Origin of the sequence: Oerskovia merdavium (genome assembly GCF_014836755.1) — a bacterium.
GTDB lineage: Bacteria > Actinomycetota > Actinomycetes > Actinomycetales > Cellulomonadaceae > Oerskovia > Oerskovia merdavium.
The window spans coordinates 271,417-297,585 of record NZ_JACSQF010000001.1; the positions used below are offsets into that span (position 1 = coordinate 271,417).

Consider the following 26,169-nt stretch of genomic DNA (forward strand, 5'->3'; position numbering starts at 1 on the left):
TGACCTGCACCTTCACCGAAGTGTGACCAAGACCTCACCGTTCATGTCGCAGAAACTTTCCGGCAACCCCTTGTGCTGGGCTTCTCAAGATGTGAACCTAGTTCAAGCATCAATTACCCCCCACCTGAGCCTGAAGCCCTTTTGTGGACGTGCGTCCGACACCATTCCACCTGGGGCCTTGCTCGTCATGCCAAGGAGACCTCACATGGATTGGCGCCACCGCGCAGCCTGCCTGGACGAAGACCCGGAGCTGTTCTTCCCGATCGGGAACACCGGCCCCGCCCTCCTCCAGATCGAAGAGGCGAAGGCCGTGTGCCGCCGCTGCGACGTCGTCGACACCTGCCTCAAGTGGGCACTCGAGTCCGGTCAGGACGCGGGAGTCTGGGGTGGCCTGTCCGAGGACGAGCGTCGTGCGCTCAAGCGCCGCACCGCTCGCGCCCGTCGCGCCGGCTGAGCTTCACATACTTTTCTCATAAAGGGCCGTCACCTGCTGGTGACGGCCCTTTATGTTTGCCTTCGGAAGAGAATTGTCGGCGTTCTGGATCCTCTCCGTCGAGGCCCTCGTCATCCCTGACGGGAGCCCCCGCCGTCACGCAGGACGAGCCGCAGCACGACCTGGGTCCCGCCGCCCGGACGATCCGACCACTCGATGGTCCCGCCCAGCTCGTTGGACACGAGGGTCGCGACGATCTGCGAGCCCAGGCCGCTCTTCTTGGGCTTCTCCGAGGGCTCGGTGCCCGGCACGGGCATGCCCACCCCGTCGTCGGCGACGATGATCCGCAGCGCCGACCCGTCGCGCTGCGCGTCGATCTCGACCGTACCGTTCGTCCGGTTCGCGAAACCGTGCTCGACCGCGTTGGTCACGAGCTCGGTGAGGACGAGCGCGAGCGGCGTGGCGTCCTCCGCGGGCACCAGCCCGAAGCTCCCGGTCTGGACCGTACGGACCTTGGTGTCGGCCGAGGCGACGTCCGCGGCGAGACGCAGCGCGCGCCCACCCATGTCGTCGAACTCGACCTCCTCGTCGAGGGTCTGCGAGAGGCTCTCGTGGACCAGAGCGATGGTCGCGACGCGGCGCATGGCCTCCTCGAGGGCCGCGCGCGCCTCGGGCACGTCCATGCGGCGCGCCTGGAGGCGCAGCAGGGCGGCGACGGTCTGCAGGTTGTTCTTGACCCGGTGGTGGATCTCACGGATCGTCGCGTCCTTGGTGATGAGCTCACGCTCGCGGCGGCGCAGCTCGGAGACGTCACGGCACAGCAGCACCGCGCCGATCCGCTGCCCCGACTCGGTGAGCGGCAGGGCACGCAACGAGAGCGCGACCCCGCGGGCCTCGATGTCGGTGCGCCACGGGGCGCGCCCCATGACCACGAGCGGCAGGGACTCGTCGACGGGCGTCTGGTGCTCGATCAGGTCGGTCGTGACCTCGATGAGCGAGCGGCCCACGAGCGGCCCGATCACGCCGAGACGGTGGAAGCAGCTCAGGGCGTTGGGGCTCGCGTAGAGGACCTCGCCCTCGGAGTTGAGCCGGATCAGGCCGTCGCCCACGCGGGGTGCGCCACGGCGGGGGCCGGTCGCCGCGTTGGGGGCCGGGAACTCGCCCCGGGAGATCATCGCGATGAGGTCGTCGGCGGCCTCGACGTAGTTGAGCTCGAGCCGGCTGGGCGTGCGCCCGCTGCCGAGGTTGGTCTGGCGCGCGACGACGGCGATCGCGTGCCCGTTGTGGACGACCGGGATGGCCTCCTCACGGACCGCGTACGCCCCGAACCAGCGCGGCTCGCGCGAGCGCTGCGACCGGGCCTCGGACAGGGCGCGCTCGAGCTGGGGCCGCTGGCCCTCGGGCGCGGTCGAGCCCACGATGTCGTCGTAGTGGACCGTTGCGCCCGTGCTGGGCCGGCACTGCGCGACGGCGACGAAGCTGCCGTCGTCGGTGGGGAGCCACAGGACGAGGTCTGCGAAGGCCAGGTCGGAGACCACCTGCCAGTCGCCGACGAGCAGGTGCAGCCATTCGTTGTCGGCAGGCGACAGCTCGGCGTGGCGGGAGATCAAGTCACTCATGGCAGACACGAGCCCCAGCGTACGCATCCGTGGGCGTCTTCACGGGATCGGGGCCTCTCCTTCGGTAGAGTCGGTCTCCCTGGCGCACCCTGCGCGCCGGTCAGCACGTCCCGAGGAGAACCTGTGCACCTGAGCGTCGATCTGCACTACCCCGCCGGTCTCGACGAGGTCACCCGGATGCTCGCGAGCGAGGCCTTCGTCCGGTGGCGCGCACAGCGCACGGGCGGCTCTCAGGCCCTCGTGGAGCTCGCGGACGTGACCGGCTCGATCGACGAGGGCTTCTCGGTGGTCGTGCGGCGCACGCTGCCCACGGACCAGATCCCGGGTCACCTGCGCGCGTTCGTGGGCAACGCGCTCGAGGTCCGCCAAGCAGAGGTGTGGGAGCCCGCCGACGGCGACGTCCGACGCGGGACGGTCTCGCTCGAGATCACGGGGGCGCCCGTGCGCATGACCGGCACGGTCACGCTCGAGGCCCTGCCCGACGGCGGCACGCGGCACTCGTACGACGGCGAGCTCAAGGCCACGGTCCCCCTGTTCGCGGCGGCCGTCGAGGAGGCCGCGGCGGGTGCCGTCCGCACGACCCTGGCGTCGGAGGAGCAGGCCGGCGTGGAGTGGCTCACGGCCCCCTGAGCTCCCCGCGATCGTCCGCCGGCCAGCACTGCGAGCGGAGCTGAACGGCCGTCCAACTTACTTTCCAGGCGGTCGGGAACCAATAACGATTGAGGAACGACTGTCGTGACCATATCGCTCTGACCTGCACAGATACACTCATGGGAGCGTTTCCACGACGGATTGTCACGTCGCGAGGTTGACATCTCCAGAACCGGCAGGCCACCATCGTGGCACTTCGTGGGAGCGCTACCACCCCTGACCGTGGGAGCGCTGCCACGCCGATCACCGACAAGGGAGTCATCGTGCTGAGCAGCACCCGTCCGACCCGCACCCGCACGGCAACCGCCGCCGTCGCAGGACTCGCGGCCCTCACCCTCACCCTGACCGCCTGCTCCTCGGGCTCCGGCTCGTCGGACGACAGCAGCGGGTCCGCCGACGGCGAGAAGATCACCCTCACCGTCGCCACGTTCAACGACTTCGGCTACACCGACGAGCTCCTCGCGGCCTACACCGCCGAGCACCCCAACGTCACGGTCAAGCAGACCAAGGCCGCGAAGTCCGAGGACGCACGCACCAACCTCACGACCAAGCTCGCCGCCGGTGGCGACGGCCTGGCCGACATCGAAGCCATCGAGGTCGACTGGCTCCCCGAGCTCATGCAGTACCCCGACCTCTTCACCGACCTGACCGACGCGTCGCTCGACGGCCGCTGGGTCGACTGGAAGGTCCAGCAGGCCACGACCACCGACGGCAAGGTCATCGGCTACGGCACCGACATCGGCCCGAGCGCGATCTGCTACCGCCAGGACCTCTTCGAGGCCGCGGGCCTCCCGACCGACCCGGCAGCGGTCGCCGAGCTGCTCGGCGGGGCCGACGCGACGTGGGACGACTACTTCGCCGCGGGCGCCACCTTCGCCGCAGCGAGCGACGCCGCCTGGTACGACAGCGCGATGTCGATCTCCCAGGGCATGGTCAACCAGATCGACAACGCCTACGAGGAGTCCGACGGCACGCCCAAGGACCTCGCGACCAACACCGCGATCCAGGACATCTACAACACGGTCGTCGAGCAGTCGGCCACCAACGGCCTGTCTGCCGGGCTCGAGCAGTGGAGCGCCGACTGGGACGCCGCGTTCCAGAACAACGGCTTCGCCACGATGATCTGCCCCGCGTGGATGACCGGCCCGGTCGAGGAGCGCTCGGGCGGCGTGACCGGCTGGAACGTCGCTGACGTCTTCCCCGGCGGCGGCCTCAACTGGGGTGGCTCGTTCCTCACGGTCCCCGCGTCGGGCAAGAACGCCGACGCCGCCAAGGAGCTCGCCGCCTGGCTGACCGACCCCGCGCAGCAGACCACGGCGTTCACCAACGCCGGCACCTTCCCCTCGCAGATCGAGGCGCAGGAGTCCGAGGCCGTGCAGACCTTCACCAACGAGTTCTTCAACGACGCACCGGTCGGCACGATCTTCGTCAACCGTGCGCTCGCGATCGACGGGGCCCCGTTCAAGGGCGCGAACTACTTCGCGATCCACCAGACGGTCCAGGACGCCATCAAGCGCGTCGACGTCGAGAAGACCGCTGACGCCCAGGCGTCGTGGGACAAGGCAGTCCAGGCCTACAAGGACCTCGGCCTGAGCTGATCCGGTGCGCGGGGTGACCTCTCCGGGAGGTCACCCCGCGCTCCCACGCCCCAGCCCGCCGTCGGGCACCGCGTCCCAGCTCGACCCAGCACAGGAAAGTCAGATGACCGTCCTCTCTCCCACCCAGCCCACCCAGGGCCTCGGCGAACCGCCGCGCCCCTCGCGCCGCGTCGGCTTCTCCCAACGGCTCGGCCGCTGGGACGTCAAGCTCTCCCCCTACCTCTACATCTCCCCGTTCTTCATCCTCTTCGCCATCACCGGGCTGTTCCCGCTGATCTACACGGCGTTCGTGTCGGTCCACGAGTGGAACCTGCTGGGCGGACAGGGAGACTTCGTCGGCCTGCAGAACTTCACCGACGTGCTCGCGCAGCCCACCTTCTGGAAGTCGCTGCGCAACACCTTCTCGATCTTCCTGCTGTCCTCGGTCCCGCAGGTGATCTGCGCGATCATCATCGCCGCCCTGCTCGACCAGAACCTGCGCGCCGCGACGTTCTGGCGCATGGGTGTCCTGCTGCCCTACGTCGTGGCACCCATCGCGGTCAGCCTCATCTTCGGGCGCCTCTTCGCCGACCAGTACGGCCTCATCAACGGTCTGCTCGGCACGTTCGGGATCGACCCCATCCGTTGGCACGCCGACACGCTCGCGAGCCACGTCGCGATCGCCTCGATGGTCAACTTCCGCTGGACCGGCTACAACGCGCTGATCTTCCTGGCCGCGATGCAGGCCGTCCCGCGCGAGCTCTACGAGGCCGCGATCATCGACGGCGCCGGCCGGTTCCGTCAGTTCTTCTCCGTGACCGTCCCGCAGATCCGCGCCACGATCATCTTCGTCATCATCACCTCGACCATCGGCGGCCTGCAGATCTTCGACGAGGTCCGTGCGTTCGACGCCCAGGGCCTCGGCGGCGCCGACCGGCAGTGGATGACGACGGTGCTCTACCTCTACGACGTCGCGTGGGGCAACCAGAAGAACTTCGGCCGTGCGGCCGCGATCGCCTGGATCCTGTTCATCGTCATCCTGCTCATCGGCCTGGTGAACTTCGCGATCACACGGAGCATCTCGACGTCGGGCCCCAGCAAGAAGGTCCCCCGCGGGGTCCAGCGCGCCCGACGCAAGGCCGCCGCCGCGGCCGTCCGCGCGCAGAACGCCTCCGGCCGACCCAGCGGTGCCCCCGCCCGCAGCAGCAGCGCGCCCACGGGCGCTCCGAACGAACGGAACAAGCGATGAGCTCGATCCCCGTCGTCGCGCAGACCGCCGGCGCCGGCGCCGCTCGTGCCGCGGCCCGCCGCCCCAACCGTCGCCCCGTCCGCAAGGGCACGGGCGGCTACACCCGCCGCCCGGGCTGGATCACCTACACGGTCCTCGGCCTCGTGCTGCTGGTCTCCGTCTTCCCGCTGTACTTCACGCTCATCCTGGGCTCCTCGACCCCCGAGGAGATCTCCAAGAGCGCGCTGCCGCAGCTCCTGCCGGACATGAGCCTGTTCACCCAGTTCGCCGAGGTGGTCGGCTCGAGCGCGATCAACTTCTGGAAGGCGTTCACGAACTCGGTCATCATCGCGGTCATCACCTCGCTGTCCGTGGTGCTGTTCTCGACGCTCGCGGGCTACTCGTTCGCCAAGCTCCGCTTCCGCGGCCGGGGTCCCCTGCTCGTCTTCGTCATCGCGACCATGGCCGTGCCGACCCAGCTCGGCGTGATCCCCATGTTCATCCTCATGTCGGACCTGGGCTGGATCGGCAAGCTGCAGGCCGTGATCGTGCCCGCGCTCGTCACGGCGTTCGGCGTGTTCTGGATGACCCAGTACCTGTCCGAGTCGCTGCCGTACGAGCTCATCGAGGCCGCTCGCGTCGACGGAGCGTCGATGTTCCGGACCTTCTGGTCGATCGCGCTGCCCGCGGCACGACCCGCCGCCGCGATGCTCGGGCTGTTCACGTTCGTCCAGCAGTGGACGAACTTCTTCTGGCCGTCCATCGTGTTGAACCAGGAGAACCCGACGTTGCCGCTCGTGGTGCGCTCTCTCCAGGCGAACTACTTCGTGGACTACTCGCTCGTCATGGCAGGGGTGTTCCTCGTGACCCTGCCGCTGATCGTGCTGTTCATCTTCACCGGTCGCCAGCTGGTCGCCGGCATCATGCAAGGAGCTGTCAAGGGATGACCGAGATCATCACACCCCGCACCCTGGGCACCACGGGGCGCGTCGAGTTCCCCGAGGGATTCCTCTGGGGCGCCGCCACCGCCGCGTTCCAGATCGAGGGGGCCGCGCACACCGACGGCCGCGAGGACTCCGTCTGGGACACGTTCTGCCGGATCCCGGGCGCCGTCCTGGGCAGCGACGACGGCGAGGTCGCGTGCGACCACTACCACCGCTACCGCGAGGACGTCGCGCTCCTGGCCGACCTGAACCTGGACACGTACCGGTTCTCGTCCTCGTGGGCGCGCGTGCAGCCCGGCGGCGGAGCGGTCAACCAGAAGGGGCTCGACTTCTACTCGCGCCTCGTCGACGAGCTCCTCACCAAGGACCTCCTGCCGTGGATCACGCTGTACCACTGGGACCTCCCGCAGGCGATCGAGGACCAGGGCGGGTGGACCAACCGCGACACGGCCTACCGGTTCGCCGACTACGCCGTGACGATGCACGAGGCCCTCGGCGACCGGGTCGGGGTCTGGACGACCCTCAACGAGCCCTGGTGCTCGGCGTTCCTCGGGTACACGGGCGGCATCCACGCGCCCGGGCGCCAGAGCCGACCCGACGGTCTCGCCGCAGCGCACCACCTGCTGCTCGGCCACGGCCTCGCGGTCCAGGCGCTGCGTGAGCGGGCCCCCGAGGCGAACCTCGGGATCACGCTCAACTTCACGGTCGCCGACCCGGTCGACCCCGACGACGCGGGCGACGTCGACGCGGCCCGCCGCATCGACGGTCAGTTCAACCGCATCTTCCTGGACCCCGTCATCAAGGGCGAGTACCCGGCCGACGTCCTCGCGGACGTCGAGCAGTACGGCTTCGCGGACCACATCCAGGACGGCGACCTGGCGATCATCTCGTCGCCCATCGACGCGCTCGGGGTGAACTACTACCACGGTGAGCTCGTCTCCTCGCGTCCCGCGAGCACCGAGCTCGTGGGCGACGCCCCGGTCGAGCGCAAGACGTCGAGCCCCTACCCGGCGGCCGACAGCGTGTTCAACCACCCGCGCGGGCTGCCCGTCACCGACCAGAACTGGGAGATCCAGCCCGAGGGCCTGACCCGCCTGCTGAACCGCCTGCAGGCGGACTACACGGGTCCCGCAGGCGTGCCGCTCTACATCACCGAGAACGGCTGCGCCTACGACGACGTCGTGGAGGCCGACGGGTCGGTCGACGACCAGAACCGCCTCGAGTTCTTCGACGCCCACCTGCGGGCCGTCAAGGACGCGATCGTCGACGGCGCCGACGTGCGCGGCTACTTCGCGTGGTCGCTCCTGGACAACTTCGAGTGGTCGTGGGGCTACTCGAAGCGGTTCGGGGTCGTCCGGGTCGACTACGAGACCCAGGAGCGCACCGTCAAGGCCAGCGGTCGGTGGTTCGCCCAGGTGGCGGCCGACAACGCCGTCCCCGCGCGCTCCTAGGGCGTCGACGCCGATCGTGGCAGTTCTCTCATCGTGGCCTGGCAGGATACTGAGACCATGAGCACCTTGAGTTCCGCGCCGACCCTGGACGAGGTCGCCCAGACGGCCGGCGTGTCCCGCTCGACGGCGTCCCGTGCGATCAACGGGGGCCTGCGCGTCTCTCCCGAGGCGCAGGCCGCCGTCGACGCCGCGGTCCTCCAGCTCGGGTACACCCCGAACCGCGCGGCCCGCTCGCTCGTGACGCGACGGACCGACTCGATCGCGCTCGTCGTGCCCGAGCCGGACGAGCGCATCCTCACGGACCCGTTCCTCTCGGGGACGCTCCGTGGCGTCAGCGCGGCTCTCGCCCCCACGGACCTTCAGCTCGTGCTGCTCATCGCGCGGCCCGACGAGCACGCCGGCCGGATCGTGCGCTACCTGCGCAGCGGGCACGTCGACGGCGCGATCATCACCTCGCACCACCGCGAGGACGACCTCGAGGGCGCCGTGCTCGCCTCGCCGCTGCCCGCGGTGTTCGTCGGGCGCCCCTTCACCGCGATGGACGACCTGGTCTACGTCGACGTCGACAACGTCGAGGGAGGGCGCATCGCGACCCGGCGCCTGATCGACGGCGGCTACCGCCGCATCGCGACGATCGCCGGACCGCAGGACATGACCGCCGCGGTGGACCGTCTCACCGGATGGCGTGCAGCCCTGGGCTCGGCGGGCCTGCCCGACGACGCGATCGCCTACGGGGACTTCGCCGCGGCAGGCGGGGCGGCGGCCATGGAGGAGCTCCTCGAGCGCCACCCGGACATCGACGCGGTCTTTGCCGCGTCGGACCTCATGGCCGAGGGCGCGCTGCGCGTCCTGCGCGCCCAGGGCAGGTCCGTGCCGGGCGACGTCGCGGTGGTCGGGTTCGACAACCTGGGGGTCGCCGCGACCACGAGCCCCGCGCTGACCACGGTCCAGAACCCCGTGGTGGAGATGGTCAAGGCCGCGACCGGCATGCTGCTCGACCTCATCGCGGGCCAGCCCGTGAAGGAGTCGGCCCGCATCTTCTCCCCCGTGCTCATCCGCGGGGCGTCGGACTGACAGCGGGATCCCACCGACGGTGCGCGAGATGCGGCCAACGGGGGTCTCGTCAGCGATTCGACCCCCGTCGGCCGCATCTCGGCCTCAGAGCGCCCCGGCCTCCGCGGTGACGTGAGCGGTCGGGCGCCACTCTTCAGCAGGGGTCGGCGAGCATCACCGACCCCTTGGACCGCAGCATCAGTCGACGTCCCACTGGTCGGCGCGCTCGTCCCCCAGGTCCGCGCCCACGCCACGGGCCGCGACCTCGGCGACCACGGCAGCGACGACCACCTCGACGAGCAACGCACCCGCGACGGCGAAGAACGCGGCGTCCGTGGCGCCGTCGGGCTCCAGGACCGTCACCACGAGCGCGACCGCGGCGACGACCACCCCGCCCGGGACCACGACCCGGAGCGCCGCCCGGTGCCCCGCGATCCACCCCGCGTCGCTGCGCTGCGTCGCGGGCGTCCTGATCCCGATCAGACCGTTGCGCGTCATGCGGTCGGTGGCCCCGAGCCAGGTGAGCCACACGACGAGGAGAGCGACCGCGACGAGGATCCAGACTGCGAGCACGAGGGCCTCTTCCTAGAGGGGGTCGACGCGGACGTCGTGGTGCGAGGGGACGAACAGCTCCTCGATCGGCGCGCCGAGGAGAGCGGACAGGCGGAACGCGAGCGGGAGGCTGGGGTCGAACCGGCCACGCTCGATCGAGATGACGGTCTGGCGCGAGACCCCGAGCCGCTCGGCGAGCTCGGCCTGCGTCAGCCCGAGAGCCGCACGGCGGGCGCGCACGTGGTTCTCCATCAGGCCGCGACCAGCCGCGTCGTGTGCCCACGGGGGCGCGGCGCGACGCCGAGCGCCGCACCCGGCACGACGTTCACGACGCCGTGCGCGGCGACGGTCCGGACGGTTCGGCGCGTCATGTGTTCAGAGTAAAGAACACTTGACATGAGGACAAGGGCGAGCGTCGTACGGAGCCTCGACGCATCTGTCTTGTGAAAGTTCTCACAAGACCTCTCGGCGAGTCGCGCGTCACACCCGCGTACCGTCGAGGGACGTCGCGTCGACGCCGACCCGTGCGCGCCCGGGAGGGCTTCCCGACACCCATCCACGGACGGAAGGACCTGTCATGACAGCCCTCGCGAGCACTCCCCCGGGTCCCTCCGGCCGCCCGAACGCGTCGCCGACCGCAGGACACGGCACGGGCTCGGACCGGAGCCGCACCCTCGCGCCGCTGGCGGTCGCAGGCATGACCTCGCTCTCGACCGTCGACTGGCCGGGTCGCCTCGTCGCGACCGTGTTCCTGCAGGGCTGCCCCTGGCGCTGCACCTACTGCCACTCCAGGGACCTCGCTCCGGTCGCCCCGGCGGACAGCGAAGGGCCCATCGCCTGGCCCGACGTCGTCGCGTTCCTCGAGCGACAGCGGGACCGTCTCGACGGGGTCGTCTTCTCGGGCGGCGAGCCCACGCTCCAGGCCGCGCTCCCCGCAGCGATCGCCGACGTGCGGGAGCTGGGGCTCGCCGTCGGGCTGCACACCGCGGGGCCCTGGCCCGTGCGGCTCGAGCACGTCCTGCCGCTCGTCGACTGGGTGGGCCTCGACATCAAGCACCTGCCCGAGGACTACGAGCTCGTCACGGGTGCGCGCCCCTCGGGCGATGCCGCGTACAGGTCGCTCGCGGTGCTCCAGCGCTCGGGGGTCGAGCACGAAGTCCGCACGACCGTCGACCCGACCGTCCACTCGCGCGGGGACGTCCTCGAGCTCTGCGGGCGGCTCGCCGCCCTGGGCGTGCGCGGGCACGTGCTCCAGGAGGCGCACCCGCTCGGGACGGACGCCGGGTACGCCGCGGAGCTGGTCGGCATGCGGCTGTCCGACGTGCTCCACGACGACGACCTGCCGCAGCTCGAACGCCGCACGTAGCCCGCGTCCGTGCTCGCCCTCGAGCGCGCGGAACGGGCCCGCTCAGCGCCCCCGCGGCCCGAGGTGCTTGCGCGGGGAGAACGTCACCACGAAGTTCGGCCAGTGGCCGTCCTCGTCGATGATCTCCTCGTAGGTGATCGAGATGATGTCCTCGGCCTTCAGTCCCATCGCCCGTACCTCGGCCGCCACGCGCTCGAACAGGGCGGCGACGTCGTCCCGTCCCTCCCCGTCCGGCAGGCTGAGCCCGAAATGACGCGCCGGGTACCCGTGGGTGTCGATGCGCGTGCGTGCGGTCCTGTTCCACCGCTTGGAGGCGCGGCGTGCGATAGGTCCATGCGGGGCACCCTACCGACACCTCCCCGTGCCGAGCCCGAGGTTTCTCCGGCGACCAGCGGCGGTCGCGGGACGAACCTCGGGCTCGGCACTCCCCAGGGGTCAGGCGGTCACGTGCCCGAACCGGTGCATCGTCCGGCTGATCGCCTGCTCGCGCAGGACCGTGAGCAGCTCGCGCCGACCGCTCGCGAGCACCGGGTGGTCGAGCACCGTCACGTCGCCCACGTGGCCGGCCGCAGCCTCGCGCAGGCCCGGCGCCGAGCCCACCACACGCACGCGGCCCGTGACCTCGCCCCGCGCGACCGCCGCGGCGAAGTCCTCGTCGCTCACGGGAGCGGCGCCGTCGGCGCGGCTCCCGACGACCGGCACCCCGGCCGTGCGCGCCGCCGACAGCACGCGCTCGACCTCGACCGGCGCAGCCCCCGTGCCGACCCGGACCGTGAGCACGTCGATCGGCCGGTACCGGAACACGTTGGACTCGACGTGCAGCCCTGACGGGTCGTGCTCGACCGCGAGCTCGTGCGCCCACCAGCGGGCGTCGTCGGCCTGCGCCCACGCGAGCCACGCCTCGGGCGAGGCCTCGCGCGCGGGGACGGGGCCGCCGTCGGGCGCCCCGCTCCCGGAGCCCGCGGCGACCGCGTCGCTCCACGTGCCCAGCTCGGCCACGTAGTTGGGCCCACCGGCCTTGGCGCCCGGGCCCACGGCCGAGCGCTTCCAGCCGCCGAACGACTGGCGCTGCACGATGGCCCCCGTGATGACCCGGTTGACGTAGGCGTTGCCGACCTGGACGCGGTCGAGCCAGGTGTCGACCTCGGCGTCGTCGAGGCTGTGGATGCCGCCCGTGAGGCCGAACGAGACCGCGTTCTGCAGCTCGATCGCCTCGTCGAGCGTGGTGGCCGTCATGATGCCCAGCACGGGGCCGAACACCTCGGTGAGGTGGAAGAACGAGCCCGGCGCGACGCCCGAGCGCAGGCCCGGGGTCCACAGACGCCCGTCCTCGTCGAGCCTGCGCGGGGCGACGAGCCACTGCTCGCCCGGTTCGAGCGTCGTCAGGGCGCGCAGCAGCTTGCCCTCGGCGACCCCGGTGAGCGGCCCCATGGTCGTCGAGACGTCGGTCGCCGGTCCCACCGCGAGCGAGCGGACCGCGTCCACGAGCTGCACCGAGAACCGGCGACCGGTCTCGGTGCGCAGGTCGCCGACCGAGCCCACGAGGATCACGAGCGAGGCCGCCGAGCACTTCTGCCCTGCATGACCGAACGCCGAGCGCACGACGTCGGCCGCCGCGAGGTCCAGGTCGGCCGACGGGGTCACGACGATCGCGTTCTTGCCCGACGTCTCGGCGAGCACGTCCAGGTCGGGGCGCCACGACGCGAACATCTGCGCCGTCTCGATCGCCCCCGTGAGGATCACGCGGGCCACGCCCTCGTGCGTCACGAGATGGCGCCCCAGGTCGCCGTCGGGCACGCGTGAGAGCTGCACGACGTCGCGCACAGCCTCGGCCGTCAGGCTGCTGCCCGCGGGCGCGCTCGCCACGGCGTCCGCGAGCCCCGCGTGGATCGCGTCGACCGCGACCTCGAGGCAGCGCGGCGTCGCGGGGGCGGGCTTGGCGACCACGGCCGAGCCGGCCGCGAGCGCCGCGACGATCCCGCCCACGGGGATCGCGACGGGGAAGTTCCACGGCGGGGTCACGAGCGTCACGCCGTCGGGCGTGAACGTCGCACCGGGCACCTGGTCGAGCGCCTCGGCCGACCGCGCGTAGTAGCTCGCGAAGTCGACGGCCTCGCTGACCTCGGGGTCCGCCTCGGCGACGGTCTTGCCGGGCTCGTGCACCATCGCGGTCACGAGGGCGGTGCGCGCCTCCTCGAGGCGCGCGGCCACGGCCCGCAGCGCGCGGGCGCGGTCCGCGGGGACCACCTGCGCCCAGGCCACGGCGGCCTTCCCCGCACGCGCGACGACGTCGTCCACCTCGTCCGCGCTGGTCACCTCGGGCGACTGCGCGGGCACGTACCCGGAGTCGGGCCCGACGACCCGTGCGGCCCAGGCGCGGTTCGCCGCGACGGCCGGGTCGGTGTCGGAGGCGTTGCGGAACCCGGTCGCGACGGCGTCGCCGGGCGTCGCCGCACCGAGCGGCCCGACGGCGTCGCGCGCCTGACGACGCGGCGTCACGTCCGCGTCGGAGTACCGGGTGCCGAGCTCGACCGAGGCGCGGTACGCGGCCTCCTGGCGGTCCATCGCGGTGTCCGAGGAGTGGTCCGACGGGTGGTCCGAGGGCGCGAACATGGCGTGCAGGAAGTTCTGCTCGGCCGCGTTCTCCTCGAGGCGGCGCACGAGGTAGGAGATCGCGACGTCGAAGTCCTCGCGCGCGACGACCGGGGTGTAGAGGACGACGCGGCCGCCGTCCCGGGCGACCTCGTCCCGCACGGCCCGCGCCTCGCCCGGCGCCATGCCCTGGAGCATCTCGATGTCGAGCGCGTGGCTGACACCTCGTGCCCGCGCGACGAGGATCGCGAGCGCGACGTGGAACAGGTTGTGGCTCGCGACGCCGATCCGCACGGCGTCGGTGCGCGGGGCGCGCAGCGCGTGGTCGACGAGGCGCACGTAGTTGGCGTCGACGTCGGGCTTGGTCGGGTAGGGCGCCTGCTCCCAGCCGTGGAGCTCGGCCTCGACCTTCTCCATCGCGAGGTTCGCGCCCTTGACGAGGCGCACCTTGACGGGGGCTCCGCCCGCCGCGACGCGCTCGGTCGCGAACGCGGTGAGGCCGTCGAGCGCACCCAGCGCGTCGGGCAGGTACGCCTGGAGCACGATCCCGGCCTCCAGGCCGCGGAACTCCTCGCGCCCGAGGATCGTCTGGAAGACCTCGGTCGTCAGGGCCAGGTCGCGGTACTCCTCCATGTCGAGGTTGAGGAACACCCCGTGGTCGCGCGCTGCGCGGAACAGCGGCAGGAGCCGCTCGACGACGCGGTCGCGCGAGCCCTCGAGGTCCCACGTGACGAGCTGGGACGCGACCGAGGACACCTTGACCGACACGTAGTCGACGTCGGGGCGCTCGACGAGCGCGATGGTGCGGGCGAGGCGTGCCTGGGCCTCGTCCTCGCCGAGCACGGCCTCCCCGAGGAGGTTGACGTTGAGCGCGTAGCCCTCGGCACGCGTGCGCGCGAGGTGCTTGCCGAGCCCCGGCCCGGCGTCGGCCACGAGGTGGCCCACGAGCTGGCGCAGGCGGATCCGCGCGGCGGGCACGACGACCTTGGGCAGCAGGGGTGCCATGCGCGCACCGAGCCGCAGGAGCGCGGTGTCGACGGGGCCGAGGAACCCCTGGGCCCCGCCCGCGAGCTCACCCAGCAGGCCCAGCTCGCGCGCGGCGACCTGGACGTCCTGGGGGCGCGCCACGTTGTCGACGAAGCGCACCGCGAGCTCGAGACCCGCGGGGTCGGACACCAGGGCACCGAGGCGCTCGGCGGTCCTGCGCTCGCTCGCCCCCTCGGAGGCCGCGTCCGCCGCCGCGATCCAGCTGCGGGCCAGGCGCGCGGCGTCGTCGGTGAGGGCGTCGATCGGGGTGCCGGTCGAGGTGCTCGTCAGGACGTCGGCAGGGTTGCCGAGGGGGGCCGGGGACGCGGGGGTACCGGCTCGTGACCGGTCCCCCGCACGTGCTGCTCCCGCAGGGGCAGGCGATGCTTCGTTGCTCATCCTCCTAGCGTGCCTCCGATGCTGACGCTTCGTCTTGTACGATCCGGGCTGTCATGGCAGCACTTCCGGACAAGTCCACCCCACCCCGCACCTGGCCCGAGGGCGAGGCGCTCCTGGCTGCCCTGAGCCCCGCGATGGTCGACCTCATGGACGAGCTCTCGTCGACCATGTTCTGCGCCAAGGACGTCACGGGCCGCTACGTGCTGGTCAACCGGGTCTTCGTGGCCCGCACCAACGAACGCTCGCGCCGCGCGGTCGTGGGCAGGCGCGCCACGGACCTGTTCGTCCCGCAGCTCGCCGAGCGCTACGACCAGCAGGACGCCGAGGTCCTGCGCACGGGGCGCCCGCTGCGCAACGAGCTCGAGCTCATCCGCCGCCTGGGCGGCACGCCCGGCTGGTTCCTCACGTCCAAGCTCTCGGTGCACGACGGCGCAGGTCGCCTCGTCGGGTTGGTGTCGGTCTCGCAGGACCTGCGCGAGGACGACGCCGACGACGCCTCGATGGACTCGATGGCACGGCTCGTCGCCGGGATCGAGGAGCGCCTCGGCCAGTCGCTCACGGTCGCCGATCTCGCGACCCTCGCGGGATGCACGCCCGCGGTGCTCGACCGGCGCGTGCGCCGCGTGTTCTCCCTCAGCCCTCGACAGCTCGTGCTCCGTGCCCGGGTCGACCGCGCGGCCGAGATGCTCGCGCACTCGGACTCCCCCATCGCCGAGATCGCGGTCGTCACGGGCTTCTACGACCAGCCCGCGTTCACCCGGACCTTCGCGCGCCTGACGGGCGAGACGCCGTCGTCGTTCCGGCGGCGGGCGCGGCGGTGAGCGAGTCGGCGTGACGCGCCCCGGCCGGCCGCCTAGCCTCGGGGCGACCAGGATCGACCATCCCCCGACGAGAGGACCCCGCGCCCGTGCGCCACGACGACCGCCGTTCCCGACGCACTGCGGGCGCGTTCGTGCTCGGCGCCGCAGTGCTCCCCCTCCTGGCGGCGTGCGGGGTGGGCGACGACGGGAGCGCCTGCGCGCTCGTCATGCAGGCCTCGACGCTCGAGGTGCGGCTCGCCGACTCGTGGCCCGATCGCGAGGCCTTCGACGTCGCGGTCGACTGCCCGCCGGGCACCGGGGGCTGTGACCTCGTCCGCGCGGGCTCGTTGCAGCTCGTGCCGGCCCCGGACGCTCCGCCGATCGCCGCCCTCTCCGGTGGTGCAGCTCCGTCCGTCGCCGCGCCGTCCGACGGCTCGGTCGAGGCAGCGGTCGAGCCGTCCCCGCCCGCGGTCGCCGGACCGGTCTGGGTCGGCACCGCGTTCTCCCCGCCGTCGGAGGTCGTCGTCACTGTCGTGGACGCGTCGACGGGAGACGTCGCGCTCGACCGCGTCGTCGAGCTGGACTGGCAGGCCGAGAACCCCGGCAGCAACTGCGCCGGCCCCCAGAGGGCGACCGTCGTCCTGGACGACGAGTGAGCGGTCTCCACGACCGCACGGCTCGTCACGACCGGCCTCCCGGTCGCGCACCCGCTCCGGCCGTGCCAAGACTGGGACCCATGACCTCGATCCCCACCGCCGCCCTTCCCGGCGGCGACATCCCCCTGCTCGGCCTCGGCACCTGGCAGTCCGAGGGCGACGACTGCTACCGCGCGGTCCGCCACGCGCTCGACGTCGGGTACCGGCACATCGACACCGCGACCATGTACGGCAACGAGGAGCAGGTCGGCCGGGCCCTTGCCGCGTCGGGCGTCCCGCGCGAGGACGTGTTCCTCACGACCAAGCTGCGTCCCGCCGACGTCGGGCGGGAGCACGAGACCCTCGCCCAGTCGCTGCGCCTGCTCGGCACGGACTACCTGGACCTGTGGCTCATCCACTGGCCGCCGTCCGGAGACGCCTCGCCCTGGGTGTGGGCCGAGCTGCTCGCGGCGCGGAACGTGGGCCTCGTGCGATCGGTCGGGGTGTCCAACTACTCGGTGGACCAGCTCGACATCCTGTCCGAGCAGACGGGCGAGACCCCCGCGGTCAACCAGATCCCCTGGGGGCCCGACGACTACGACCCGCAGGTGGTCGAGCAGCACGCCAAGCGCGGCGTGGTTCTCGAGGGGTACAGCCCGTTCAAGCGCACGAACCTCGACTCGCCCGCCCTGCAGGCGGTCGCCCGGGCGCACGACGTGAGCACCGCGCAGGTCGTCGTGCGCTGGCACCTCGACCACGGGTTCGTCGTGATCCCCAAGTCCGTGACCCCGGCCCGGATCGAGGCGAACTTCGACGTCACAGGCTTCTCCCTGACCCCCGACGAGCTCGCGAGCATCGACGCGCTCGGGTGACGGCGCACGGCCAGGTCCGGGAGCCGACGTGAATCGGGCCCCGACCTGGCGGTACGTTGGTCGGACACGGTCCCTCACCACGGGACCGCGAGGAATCCCTCATCACCCGGAGGAAGAGTGACGACGACGTCAACGCCGCCCACGAGCGGCGCCACCCAGCCTGCATCCACCCCTGAGAAGGCCTCGGCCCTCGCGACGGCCCACAGCCAGCTCGCGAACGCGGTGGAGATCCTCGGCTACGACCCGGGCCTGCACGAGATGCTCGCGACCCCGCGCCGCGAGGTCAACGTCTCGGTCCCGCTCCGACGCGACAGCGGGGACATCGTGCTGTTCCGCGGCTACCGCGTCCAGCACAACGTCTCGCGCGGCCCCGGCAAGGGCGGGCTGCGCTACCACCCGAGCGTCGACATCGACGAGGTGCGCGCGCTCGCGATGTGGATGACCTGGAAGTGCGCCGTCGTCGACCTGCCGTACGGCGGGGCCAAGGGCGGCGTGTCGATCGACCCGCGCGAGTACTCGCAGGCCGAGCTCGAGCGCGTGACCCGGCGCTACACGAGCGAGATCATGCCCGTGATCGGCCCCGAGCGGGACATCATGGCACCGGACATGGGCACCAACGAGCAGACCATGGCGTGGGTCATGGACACCTACTCGGTCAACCGGGGCTACACGATCCCGGGCGTCGTGACGGGCAAGCCCATCCCCGTGGGCGGTTCGCTCGGGCGCACCACGGCCACGTCGCAGGGCGTCGTCCACACGACCCGGGCAGCCCTCGCGGAGGCGGGCCTCGAGCTCTCGGACGCGTCGGTCGCGGTCCAGGGCTTCGGCAAGGTGGGCTCGCACGCCGCCGCGATCCTCGCGGGCCACGGCGCGCGGGTCGTCGCGGTGAGCGACCAGTACGGCGGCATCCACGACCCCGACGGGCTCGACGTCGCCGCCCTGTTCCGGCACGTCGCCGAGACCGGGACGGTCGTCGGCTTCGAGGACGCCGACCCGATCGACAACCACGCGCTGCTCGCGCTGCCCGTCGACGTGCTCATCCCGGCCGCGGTCGAGGGCGTGCTCGACGACGTGACCGCGCACACCGTCAAGGCGCGCTGGGTCGTCGAGGGCGCGAACGGACCGACGACCGCCGCGGGCGACAGGATCCTGGCCAAGAACGGCGTGACCGTGGTGCCGGACATCCTCGCGAACGCGGGCGGCGTCGTCGTGTCCTACTTCGAGTGGGTCCAGGCGAACCAGGCCTACTGGTGGACCGAGCAGGAGATCGGCGAGAAGCTCGAGCACCGCATGCACGTGGCCTACCAGGGGGTCTCGTCGTTGGCCCGTCGCGAAGAGATGAGCCTGCGCGACGCGGCGCTCGTCATCGGCATCCAGCGGACCGCCGAGGCGCACCAGATCCGAGGGCTCTACCCGTAGGGTCCTGGCTCGACGCCCGGCAGGGGCGGTCCTCGCACGGCGAGGGCCGCCCCTCGCGCGTCGGGGTGCAGGCTGGCGGCAGGACGTGCGCGCCCTGCCCGACGGCGGCGCGTCAGCCCCGACGCGCGCGCAGCGTGGTCACGACGGGGGCCAGGAGCGCGACGCCCGCGGCGAGGCCGGCCGCGAGCGCGACCGTGGTGTCGACCAGCGGGCCGTCCGCCCGACCGACGGCGATCCAGCCGAGCCCCCAGGCCATGGCCAGCCCGATCCCGACCGCGACCACGGGCCGCCCCGCCGCGAAGACCGCGTAGGCGACGGCCAGGACCGCACCGGCCAGGACGACGAGCACGCCCCAGGCGGTCGCACCGAGGCCCAGGTCCACGCCTGCGTCGGCGAGCGTCGCAGCGACGTTCGCGAGCGTGGCCACGCTGGCCCAGCCCAGGTAGAGGCCGACGGTGCCGTCCAGGACGACAGCCTGCACGGCGTTCGTGGGAGGGGTCCGGACGAGCCGCACGAGGATCACGGCGAGCACCGCGACGAGGACACCGATCACCAGGACGCTGAGCGGCAGGACCCCCGTCTGGACGACGCCGATCCACGCGGCGTTGAGCAGCATCGAGGCCAGGACCCACCAGGACACGGCGCGCAGCCGGGTGTCGGCGGCGTGGCGCGGGAGCGCCTGGTAGACCGCGAAGACCGCGAGCCCGAGGTAGATCAAGGACCAGATCGAGAACGCCGGGCCGTCGGGGGCGACCACGGTCGCGTCGGCCGCCAGGGCTCCCCCGGCGGCGTCCTGGATCGCCTGGCCCCCGAACGCGCCGGACCCGAAGGCGGCCCCCGCGATCGCGACCACGGCCCCGACGAGGACCGTGACCTGACGGACCCGGTCGGAGGTCGTGGTGACCTCGACCGGCTGGGGCGTGGCGGTGTGTCGGTCGGTGCTCATGCCTCCCAGCATGCCAACGCTCAGCATGCTGAGCATCTGGGGCGCACCCGGCTGGCGCCGGGGTTCTCCGACCGGTTACGCTCCGGCGCCAGCAGATCGCCGCGTCGCGGCCCGCCGTCGGAGAACCAGATGAACAGCATGCTGCGAGCGGCCCTCGGCGCCCTCGTCCGCCTCCTTGCCCCCGGGGCCGAGGCCTCGGGAGGACCGACGACGGGATCGGCAGGACCGGCGGCGGATCCGGCGCCGACGACCGACCGGACCTTCGTCGAGCAGCAGTACGTCGCACCGATGTGGGAGCACGGCCACGTGCCGATGTCGCTCGATCTGTTCGGGGCGTTCGGCCGCGTCCTCGACGCCCGGGAAGAGGCGCCGAGTGCGGAGCAGCCGTCGTAGATCCTCGACAGCCGCCCCGCGCTCGGCGGACGGGCGGACGGCTCAGGACAGCGGCTGGCGCCCCGCCCACTCGATCAGCGTGGTCCGGGGCCCCGTGAAGAACGGCGTCTCCTCACGCACGTGGCGACGCGCCTCGGTGGCCCGCAGCTCGCGCATCAGGTCGACGATGCGGTGCAGCTCTGCGGCCTCGAAGGCCAGGAGCCACTCGTAGTCGCCGAGCGCGAACGACGCGACCGTGTTGGCGCGCACGTCCGGGTAGTCGCGCGCCGCGAGGCCGTGGTCGCGCAGCATGGTGCGGCGCTCGGCGTCGGGCAGCAGGTACCAGTCGTAGGAGCGCACGAACGGGTACACGCACAGGTACGCCCCCGGCTCCTCGTTCATCAGGAACGCCGGGACGTGGCCCCGGTTGAACTCGGCCGGGCGGTGCAGCGCGGCGTTCGACCAGACCGGCTCGAGGTGACGGCCGAGGTCGCTGGCGCGCAGGCGCTGGTAGGCACCCTGGACCGACTCGATGCTCGGGCCGTGCCACCACACCATGAGGTCGGCGTCGGAGCGCAGGCCGCCCACGTCGTACCAGCCGCGGACCACGAGGTCGCCGTCGACGGCCGACGGGTCGTCGCCGCCGCCCACCGCGGCGAGCGCGGCCTCGACCATCTCGGTGCGCTCGGCGGGGTCCGCCGGCAGCGACTCGGCCAGCGCGAAGACCGACCACATGGTGTAGCGGATCGCGTCGTTGATCTGCTCGTGGTCCACGGGGACGCGGTGCGCGTCGTTCATCGTCGTGCCTCTCTCGGTGCGGGAGCCCCGGTGACGTCGGCGTCCCGAGGGCGGGTCGTGGCGACCGGGGGCCGCCGTGTGGTCGGGGTCAGCGGTGCAGGTCGGTGCTGCACAGCGCAGGGATGCCGCTGGGCTCGCCGTCGCGTCGCAGACAGCAGTCCGGTGCGCACACCGAACGGAACGGGCCGAGCTCACCGACGACCGCCTCGGTGAACTTCTCGTCGCGCGCGATGGCCGCGCGCTCGAGGACCAGGTCCACCAGGCCGGCCACGAACGGGGCGCGGGTCCCCACGGTCCCGGCCCGCACCGCGGTGATCCCGAGGCGCGACGCGGTCTCCATGGCCTCGGTGTCGAGGTCGTACGCGACCTCCATGTGGTCCGACACGAAGCCGATGGGCGAGAGCACGACGTTCGTGACGTCGTCGGCCGCGAGCGACTCGAGGTGGTCGTTGACGTCCGGCTCGAGCCACGGCTGCGCGGGCGGGCCCGAGCGCGAGCAGAACGTCAGGTTCCACTCGACCTCGTGGCCGAGACGTGCCGAGACCTCCTCGGCGACGACGCGGGCCAGGTCGAGGTGCTGGCGCGAGTAGGTCGCGTGCGAGATGCGCGACGCGGCCTCCATGGTCAGCGGGATGGAGTGCGTGACGAACACGAGGCGCGCCTCGGCGACGTCGCCCCCCTTGGCCGCGAGCGCCTCGTAGCCCTCGAGCACGGCGTCGATGTTGGCCTGCGCGAACCCGGGGTGGTTGAAGTACGAGCGCACCTTGTCGAACTGGATGCCGGTCGAGCCGTCGGGGCCGAGCTCACCGCGGGCGTCGAGCGTGAGCGCGAGGTCCTCGCGGTACTGACGGCACCCGGAGTAGGACGAGAAGGCCGAGGTCACGAGGGCCACGACGCGTTGGGCGCCCGCACCGGCGAGCTGCTCGACGGCGTCGCGCGTGTACGGCTCCCAGTTGCGGTTGCCCCACACGACGGGCAGGTCGATCCCGCGCGAGGCGAGCTCTTCCTCGAGCGCGGCCTTGAGGGCCAGGTTCTGCTCGTTGATGGGGCTCTTGCCGCCGAACCCGTAGTAGTGCTCGCCGACCTCCTCGAGGCGCGAGTCGGGGATCCCCTTGCCGACCGTGACGTTGCGCAGGAACGGCACGACGTCCTCGGGCTTGTTGGGCCCTCCGAACGAGTACAGGAGGAGGGCGTCGTAGGGGCGGACTTCTGCGGCAGCGGCAGGAGCGGTGCTGGTCCGTGCACCGGGTCCGGCGGCCGTCGTCTGGGGCGAGAACGAGGGCATGTCGCCATCATGTCAGGCGTTCCTGGAGGTTCTTCGCCGGAGTCGGACGACCCCGACGTGACATTGACGGGACAGATCGTCAGAACAGCTGCGGGCGGTCGGCGAGGCCGCGGCCCGCGGTGCGGGAGCGGTTGCGCGGGCGCCGGGCGGGCCTGCGCCCGGGGCGGGAACCGCGCCTCAGACCGTGCCGAGACCGTCGCGGAACCGACGCGGGAACCCCCGGGATAGTCCGCGAGATACGACGGACGGGGGTCGGAAGGCATCCTCCGACCCCCGTTCACCGCATCTCGCGAACGACCGACCGTGCGCCCGCTCGGCTGTGCGACCGGGCGAGCGCACGGCGGTCGGCGCACCAGGTGACCCACCCGGCGCACCGGCGCACTCCGTGCCTCCCGGCTACCCCTTGACCGCTCCCCCGAGCCCCGCACCCTGGAGGAACGTGCGCTGGAACACGAGGAACAGCAGCACGGGGATGATGGTCGAGATCGCGAGCGCCGCGAGGAACACGCCCTTGTCGGTCGTGGCCGCGATCGCGGGCAGGCGCACCGACAGCGGCTGGATCAGCGGGTCCTTGAGGACCAGGAGCGGCCAGAGGAAGTCCTTCCAGCTCGCGATGATCGCGAACACCGAGACCACGCCCAGGATGGGCTTGGACATGGGTAGAACGATCGACCAGAACAACCGGTAGGGCCCCGCGCCGTCGACCCGCGCGGCCTCGAAGACCTCGCGCGGCAGGTTGTCGAAGAAGCGCTGCACGAGGAGCACGTTGAACGCGCTCGCGCCCGCCGGCAGCCACACTGCCCAGAAGCTGTTGATGAGGGAGGTGCCCAGCAGGGGCGGGTTCAGGATCGTCAGGTACAGCGGGACGAGCAGCACCACGGCCGGGATGAACATGGTCGACAGCACCGCTGCCTGGATCGCCTTGCCGTAGCGCGGGCGCAGGACCGACAGCGCGTAGCCGGCGGTCGTGGCGACGACCATCTGCACGGCCCACGAGCCGAGCGCGAGCCAGATCGTGTTGAAGAAGTACTTGCTGATCTGGACCTCGTTCCACGCCTTGTCGAGGTTGTCCCAGGCGATCCCGTTGGGGAAGATCGCCATGGGCGTGCGCAGGATGTCCTGCGTGGGCGTGATCGCGAACTTGGCGAGCAGCAGCATGGGCCCGAGCCCCGCGACGACGAGCAGCACGAGCAGCAGGACGTGCGTGCCTCCCATCCCGAAGCGCACCGAGGGGCGGCGCCAGTCCGCGGTCGACACCGCGCCGCGGTCGGCCACGGCGTCCAGCGCCCGACGGCGGTTCTTGCGTTCGCGCGCCGCGTCGCCCTCGCGTCGGGTCAGCAGGGCCTTCTCGGCGAGCGCGGCCATCGAGCCGCCGGCCTGGGCCGAGACCTCCTCGGCCGGAGGGTACGTGCCGGGGTGCGCCGCGCCGTCGGGCAGGTCACCGGGCGTGGCCCCGCGCCCCGCGGGGGACGTACCGCCCGAGGCGGCAGGACGGTCTGTGCGCGAGGTCGTCATGAGGTGCTCCAGGACCGGGTCAGACGGAAGTACAGGGCGGAGAAGGCCGCGAGGGCGAGCGCGAGCATGAGCGACAGGGCGGTCGCCGCGCCGTAGTTGCCGCCCAGGCTGTTCGCGAACGCGTAGTTGTAGATGAGCAGCAGGATCGTGATGGTCGAGTTCGCGGGGCCGCCGCCCGTGAACAGGTACGGCTCGAGGAACACCTGCGCGGTCCCGATGATCTGCAGGATCAGGGTGATGAACAGGACGCCGCGCAGCTGGGGCATGGTCACGTGCCACACCTTGCGCCACACGCCCGCGCCGTCGACCTCGGCCGCGTCGTAGAGCTCGGGCGGGACGCTCGTGAGGGCCGCGAGGTAGATGATGATCGTGCCGCCCGCGCCGGCCCACGTGGCCGCGAGGACGAGCGACGGCATCGCGGTCGACGCGTCCTGGAGCCACGGGTACGGCCCCAGGCCCACCCAGCCGAGGATCGTGTTGAACACGCCGTTGGGGCTGCCGTCGTAGAAGAACTTCCACAGCAGCACCGCGACGACGGGCGGGACCACGACCGGCAGGTAGGCCAGCGCCGAGTACAACCCCTTGTACCGCCGCACCTCGCTCATGAGCACCGCGGCCACGAGCGGGATCGGGTAGCCGAACAGGAGCGCGAGGAACGCGAAGTAGGCCGTGTTCTTGACCGCGGTCCACAGCAACGGGTCGGCCAGGACGTACCGGAAGTTGTCGAGCCCCACGAACTGGGTGTCGACGAGGTTGGTCTCCTGCACGCTCATGATGAGCGCGCGCACGATGGGGAACCACGAGAAGACCCCGAAGATCACGATCACGGGCAGCAGGAAGATCAGGTTGCTGAGCCCGCCGCCGCGCACCCAGGTCGCGGGCGACCGTCGTCGGGCGGGCTTGTCGGCAGGCGCTTCGTGGCGTCTGCGCGGTGGTGCACTGGTCGCGGTCACGAGGGGTCCTTCGGGTTCAGGGAGAGGAGAAGAGGGTTCCCGGTCGGTCGGAGGGGGCGCCCACGACCGACCGGGAGTCTGTGGCCGGGTTGCCCCGGCCTGCTCACGAGCTCCGGGTGAGCCCCGGGCGAGACAGGGTTGCCGGCCGGGAGGGGATGCGGGGGACGGGGCCGGGCCGTGGCGGGTCTGGCGGGAGGCCGAGGAACGAGGCCGGATGGAAGGCCCGGCCCCGTCCCCCGCGTCACCTCACCCAGCACGTCACCCCTGGTCGAGCAGCGCCTGTGCCTGCTTGTTCGCGTCCGCCAGCAGCTTGTCGATGTCGGCGTTCTGGTCGGTCAGCACGGCCTGGACGACGGGGTCGATGAGCGCGTAGATCTCCTGCGTCTTCTGCGACGGCTCACCGACGAGGGGCAGGTCGAACATGGTGTCGGTGTACCCGGTCATCTGGTTCAGCGGGACGTTGATGTAGTCCTTGATCCATTCCTGGTTCTCCAGGTACTGCTCCTTGCTGAACATGGGGAGCACGGGGGTGCCGACGGGCTGGTCGCTCGCGACGAGCGTCTGGGCGTCCTTGACGGCGGCATCCTGGTCGACGAGCTTGTTGAGGTAGAAGAAGTCGATCCACTTGACGGCGGCGGCCTTCTTGTCGTCGGTGGCCTTGGCGGGCATCGCGGCGAGCGTGCCGCCCGTGAGGACGCCGGCGTCGTCGCCGTCGAGCGGGAGGGCGGTGAGGCCGTAGGTCGCGGGGTCGAGCCCGTTGGACTGGACCATCGAGGTGTAGACGTCGGAGCCCGACGTGTACATGCCGACCTGGCCTGCGGCGAAGGCCTCGTTCATGGTGCCCCAGTCGAGCAGGAAGTTGCTGCCCATGGAGTTGTCCTCCCAGCGCAGGGCCTGGAGGAACTCGAGGGCTTCCTTGGTGCCGTCGTTGTCGAGCGACTCGGTGGCCTTGCCGTCGTCGCCGACCTCCTGGACGCGTCCGCCGCGCGAGTAGGTGTTGACGGTGAGCTGCCAGCCGCCCGTGTTGTTCTGGGTCATCTGGGCGTAGCCGGCGACGCCGGGGTTGGCGTCGGCGATCTTCTTGGCGTACTCGCGGACCTGGTCCCAGGTGGTGGGCGGGGAGTCGGGGTCGAGGCCTGCGGACTCGAACAGGGCCCGGTTGTAGTGCAGGCCGACGCCGTAGACGTTCTTGGCGGGGATCGCGTAGACGTGCCCGTCGGGGCCGGTCCCTGCCTCGATGATCGCGGGGTTGAACTTGTCGGCGTACGGCAGGGTGCGGAACTGGGTGTCGAGGTCGGCGATCTGCTTGTTCTCGACGAGGGTCTTGGCGTCGGTGAACGGGATCTCGAACACGTCGGGCAGGGTGCCGCCGGCGAGCTGGGCGGCGAACGTGGTCGCCTTCCACTCGTACTCCTCGGGCACGACGTCGATGTCGGGGTTGGCGTCCTCGAACTGCTTGACCTGCTCGTTGAAGGCGTCGATGGCCTCGGGCTCGGAGCCGGGCAGCAGGGAGACGACCTTGAGGGTGGTCTTCCCGTCGGCGGACTCTCCGTCGCCCTCGCCCGAGCCGGAGCTCGAGCAGGCGGCGAGGGCGGTGGCGGTGAGGGCCCCCACGAGGGTGAGGGCGATCGCGCGGCGTGTGGACTTCATTGTCTCTGCTCCTTGTGCGGGCGGGTGTGCTGG

24 protein-coding genes are annotated in these 26,169 nt (G+C 71.7%); 13 read left to right on the top strand and 11 right to left on the bottom strand.

From position 1 onward, the window contains the following. Positions 1-205 precede the first annotated feature (205 nt). Entirely contained in the window at positions 206-454 is a 249-nt protein-coding gene (locus H9641_RS01040) for a WhiB family transcriptional regulator (RefSeq protein ID WP_056645926.1), read from the top strand. A 110-nt stretch (positions 455-564) separates the two neighbouring features. Here the strand turns inward: H9641_RS01040 and H9641_RS01045 are convergent, their stop codons facing one another. Continuing rightward, the gene (locus H9641_RS01045; RefSeq protein WP_191800195.1) at positions 565-2,052 is read right to left on the bottom strand and encodes a sensor histidine kinase; all 1,488 of its coding nucleotides are present in this window, start codon (positions 2,050-2,052) and stop codon (positions 565-567) included. Between the two features lie 123 nt (positions 2,053-2,175). Here H9641_RS01045 and H9641_RS01050 point away from each other — a divergent pair, with 123 nt between their 5' ends. The 6 genes from H9641_RS01050 to H9641_RS01075 all read left to right on the top strand — a co-directional run bounded on the left by H9641_RS01050 (position 2,176) and on the right by H9641_RS01075 (position 8,977). Next, a complete protein-coding gene (locus H9641_RS01050; protein WP_191800197.1) occupies positions 2,176-2,682 on the top strand; it encodes a DUF2505 domain-containing protein in 507 nt (168 codons plus the stop codon). A gap of 284 nt (positions 2,683-2,966) precedes the next feature. Beyond that, positions 2,967-4,301 (top strand): extracellular solute-binding protein, encoded by a 1,335-nt coding sequence (locus H9641_RS01055; RefSeq protein WP_191800199.1) that lies wholly within the window; start codon positions 2,967-2,969, stop codon positions 4,299-4,301. A gap of 103 nt (positions 4,302-4,404) precedes the next feature. Continuing rightward, on the top strand, positions 4,405-5,529 hold the full coding sequence (locus H9641_RS01060) for a carbohydrate ABC transporter permease (protein ID WP_191800201.1): 1,125 nt from the start codon (positions 4,405-4,407) through the stop codon (positions 5,527-5,529). Next, entirely contained in the window at positions 5,526-6,455 is a 930-nt protein-coding gene (locus H9641_RS01065; RefSeq protein WP_068624496.1) for a carbohydrate ABC transporter permease, read from the top strand. The genes H9641_RS01060 and H9641_RS01065 overlap by 4 nt, the downstream gene beginning before the upstream one ends. Next, complete coding sequence (locus H9641_RS01070; protein ID WP_191800203.1) at positions 6,452-7,903, top strand: GH1 family beta-glucosidase; 1,452 nt, start codon at positions 6,452-6,454, stop codon at positions 7,901-7,903. Before H9641_RS01065 ends, H9641_RS01070 begins: the two co-directional genes overlap by 4 nt. Positions 7,904-7,960: 57 nt before the next feature. Next, a complete protein-coding gene (locus tag H9641_RS01075; protein ID WP_191800205.1) occupies positions 7,961-8,977 on the top strand; it encodes a LacI family DNA-binding transcriptional regulator in 1,017 nt (338 codons plus the stop codon). Positions 8,978-9,154: 177 nt separating this feature from the next. On the opposite strand, the gene H9641_RS01080 is transcribed toward H9641_RS01075, so the two are convergent. Further along, complete coding sequence (locus H9641_RS01080; RefSeq protein ID WP_191800207.1) at positions 9,155-9,529, bottom strand: SdpI family protein; 375 nt, start codon at positions 9,527-9,529, stop codon at positions 9,155-9,157. A 12-nt stretch (positions 9,530-9,541) separates the two neighbouring features. Beyond that, complete coding sequence (locus H9641_RS01085; RefSeq protein ID WP_191800209.1) at positions 9,542-9,760, bottom strand: helix-turn-helix transcriptional regulator; 219 nt, start codon at positions 9,758-9,760, stop codon at positions 9,542-9,544. Positions 9,761-10,085: 325 nt separating this feature from the next. On the opposite strand from H9641_RS01085, the gene H9641_RS01090 reads away from it, so the two are divergent. Beyond that, positions 10,086-10,874: an anaerobic ribonucleoside-triphosphate reductase activating protein gene (locus H9641_RS01090; RefSeq protein ID WP_191800211.1), complete on the top strand. Its 789-nt coding sequence runs from the start codon at positions 10,086-10,088 to the stop codon at positions 10,872-10,874. Positions 10,875-10,916: 42 nt separating this feature from the next. On the opposite strand, the gene H9641_RS20440 is transcribed toward H9641_RS01090, so the two are convergent. Together H9641_RS20440 and H9641_RS01095 are read right to left on the bottom strand one after the other, a co-directional pair. Continuing rightward, complete coding sequence (locus H9641_RS20440; RefSeq protein ID WP_263600569.1) at positions 10,917-11,042, bottom strand: hypothetical protein; 126 nt, start codon at positions 11,040-11,042, stop codon at positions 10,917-10,919. A gap of 267 nt (positions 11,043-11,309) precedes the next feature. Further along, on the bottom strand, positions 11,310-14,891 hold the full coding sequence (locus H9641_RS01095; protein WP_191800214.1) for a proline dehydrogenase family protein: 3,582 nt from the start codon (positions 14,889-14,891) through the stop codon (positions 11,310-11,312). Between the two features lie 53 nt (positions 14,892-14,944). Here H9641_RS01095 and H9641_RS01100 point away from each other — a divergent pair, with 53 nt between their 5' ends. From H9641_RS01100 to H9641_RS01115, 4 genes are all read left to right on the top strand, one after another. Next, the gene (locus tag H9641_RS01100; protein WP_191800216.1) at positions 14,945-15,712 is read left to right on the top strand and encodes an AraC family transcriptional regulator; all 768 of its coding nucleotides are present in this window, start codon (positions 14,945-14,947) and stop codon (positions 15,710-15,712) included. 86 nt (positions 15,713-15,798) lie between these two features. Next, the gene (locus H9641_RS01105; protein WP_191800218.1) at positions 15,799-16,347 is read left to right on the top strand and encodes a hypothetical protein; all 549 of its coding nucleotides are present in this window, start codon (positions 15,799-15,801) and stop codon (positions 16,345-16,347) included. An 80-nt stretch (positions 16,348-16,427) separates the two neighbouring features. Beyond that, positions 16,428-17,198, top strand: coding sequence for an aldo/keto reductase (locus H9641_RS01110; protein WP_191800220.1), 771 nt, complete (start codon positions 16,428-16,430; stop codon positions 17,196-17,198). A 222-nt stretch (positions 17,199-17,420) separates the two neighbouring features. Beyond that, positions 17,421-18,617: a Glu/Leu/Phe/Val family dehydrogenase gene (locus H9641_RS01115; RefSeq protein WP_318244325.1), complete on the top strand. Its 1,197-nt coding sequence runs from the start codon at positions 17,421-17,423 to the stop codon at positions 18,615-18,617. A gap of 112 nt (positions 18,618-18,729) precedes the next feature. Here H9641_RS01115 and H9641_RS01120 read toward each other — a convergent pair whose 3' ends face one another. Next, positions 18,730-19,563, bottom strand: coding sequence for a tryptophan-rich sensory protein (locus H9641_RS01120; protein ID WP_191800224.1), 834 nt, complete (start codon positions 19,561-19,563; stop codon positions 18,730-18,732). A gap of 129 nt (positions 19,564-19,692) precedes the next feature. Between H9641_RS01120 and H9641_RS01125 the strand changes: the two genes are divergently transcribed. Beyond that, positions 19,693-19,956 (top strand): hypothetical protein, encoded by a 264-nt coding sequence (locus H9641_RS01125; RefSeq protein ID WP_191800226.1) that lies wholly within the window; start codon positions 19,693-19,695, stop codon positions 19,954-19,956. Positions 19,957-19,998: 42 nt separating this feature from the next. On the opposite strand, the gene hemQ is transcribed toward H9641_RS01125, so the two are convergent. The 5 genes from hemQ to H9641_RS01150 all read right to left on the bottom strand — a co-directional run bounded on the left by hemQ (position 19,999) and on the right by H9641_RS01150 (position 26,136). Next, the gene (gene hemQ, locus H9641_RS01130) at positions 19,999-20,733 is read right to left on the bottom strand and encodes a hydrogen peroxide-dependent heme synthase (RefSeq protein ID WP_191800228.1); all 735 of its coding nucleotides are present in this window, start codon (positions 20,731-20,733) and stop codon (positions 19,999-20,001) included. A gap of 88 nt (positions 20,734-20,821) precedes the next feature. Beyond that, on the bottom strand, positions 20,822-22,018 hold the full coding sequence (locus H9641_RS01135; RefSeq protein WP_191800230.1) for a ferrochelatase: 1,197 nt from the start codon (positions 22,016-22,018) through the stop codon (positions 20,822-20,824). 396 nt (positions 22,019-22,414) lie between these two features. Then, positions 22,415-23,383, bottom strand: a complete 969-nt coding sequence (locus H9641_RS01140) for a carbohydrate ABC transporter permease (RefSeq protein ID WP_191800602.1) — start codon at positions 23,381-23,383, stop codon at positions 22,415-22,417. A gap of 146 nt (positions 23,384-23,529) precedes the next feature. Next, on the bottom strand, positions 23,530-24,486 hold the full coding sequence (locus H9641_RS01145; protein ID WP_318244310.1) for a carbohydrate ABC transporter permease: 957 nt from the start codon (positions 24,484-24,486) through the stop codon (positions 23,530-23,532). A gap of 258 nt (positions 24,487-24,744) precedes the next feature. After that, positions 24,745-26,136, bottom strand: a complete 1,392-nt coding sequence (locus H9641_RS01150; protein ID WP_191800232.1) for an ABC transporter substrate-binding protein — start codon at positions 26,134-26,136, stop codon at positions 24,745-24,747. Positions 26,137-26,169: the final 33 nt, after the last annotated feature.

Excerpts from the sequence above, each read along its gene's own strand:
- H9641_RS01040 (WP_056645926.1), top strand. The coding sequence starts at position 206 with ATGGATTGGCGCCACCGCGCAGCCTGCCTGGACGAAGACCCGGAGCTG.
- H9641_RS01045 (WP_191800195.1), bottom strand. The coding sequence starts at position 2,052 with ATGAGTGACTTGATCTCCCGCCACGCCGAGCTGTCGCCTGCCGACAAC.
- H9641_RS01060 (WP_191800201.1), top strand. The coding sequence starts at position 4,405 with ATGACCGTCCTCTCTCCCACCCAGCCCACCCAGGGCCTCGGCGAACCG.
- H9641_RS01065 (WP_068624496.1), top strand. The coding sequence starts at position 5,526 with ATGAGCTCGATCCCCGTCGTCGCGCAGACCGCCGGCGCCGGCGCCGCT.
- H9641_RS01070 (WP_191800203.1), top strand. The coding sequence starts at position 6,452 with ATGACCGAGATCATCACACCCCGCACCCTGGGCACCACGGGGCGCGTC.
- H9641_RS01075 (WP_191800205.1), top strand. The coding sequence starts at position 7,961 with ATGAGCACCTTGAGTTCCGCGCCGACCCTGGACGAGGTCGCCCAGACG.
- H9641_RS01085 (WP_191800209.1), bottom strand. The coding sequence starts at position 9,760 with ATGGAGAACCACGTGCGCGCCCGCCGTGCGGCTCTCGGGCTGACGCAG.
- H9641_RS01090 (WP_191800211.1), top strand. The coding sequence starts at position 10,086 with ATGACAGCCCTCGCGAGCACTCCCCCGGGTCCCTCCGGCCGCCCGAAC.
- H9641_RS20440 (WP_263600569.1), bottom strand. The coding sequence starts at position 11,042 with ATGGGACTGAAGGCCGAGGACATCATCTCGATCACCTACGAGGAGATC.
- H9641_RS01095 (WP_191800214.1), bottom strand. The coding sequence starts at position 14,891 with ATGAGCAACGAAGCATCGCCTGCCCCTGCGGGAGCAGCACGTGCGGGG.
- H9641_RS01100 (WP_191800216.1), top strand. The coding sequence starts at position 14,945 with ATGGCAGCACTTCCGGACAAGTCCACCCCACCCCGCACCTGGCCCGAG.
- H9641_RS01110 (WP_191800220.1), top strand. The coding sequence starts at position 16,428 with ATGACCTCGATCCCCACCGCCGCCCTTCCCGGCGGCGACATCCCCCTG.
- H9641_RS01120 (WP_191800224.1), bottom strand. The coding sequence starts at position 19,563 with ATGAGCACCGACCGACACACCGCCACGCCCCAGCCGGTCGAGGTCACC.
- H9641_RS01125 (WP_191800226.1), top strand. The coding sequence starts at position 19,693 with ATGAACAGCATGCTGCGAGCGGCCCTCGGCGCCCTCGTCCGCCTCCTT.
- hemQ (WP_191800228.1), bottom strand. The coding sequence starts at position 20,733 with ATGAACGACGCGCACCGCGTCCCCGTGGACCACGAGCAGATCAACGAC.
- H9641_RS01135 (WP_191800230.1), bottom strand. The coding sequence starts at position 22,018 with ATGCCCTCGTTCTCGCCCCAGACGACGGCCGCCGGACCCGGTGCACGG.
- H9641_RS01140 (WP_191800602.1), bottom strand. The coding sequence starts at position 23,383 with ATGGCCGCGCTCGCCGAGAAGGCCCTGCTGACCCGACGCGAGGGCGAC.
- H9641_RS01150 (WP_191800232.1), bottom strand. The coding sequence starts at position 26,136 with ATGAAGTCCACACGCCGCGCGATCGCCCTCACCCTCGTGGGGGCCCTC.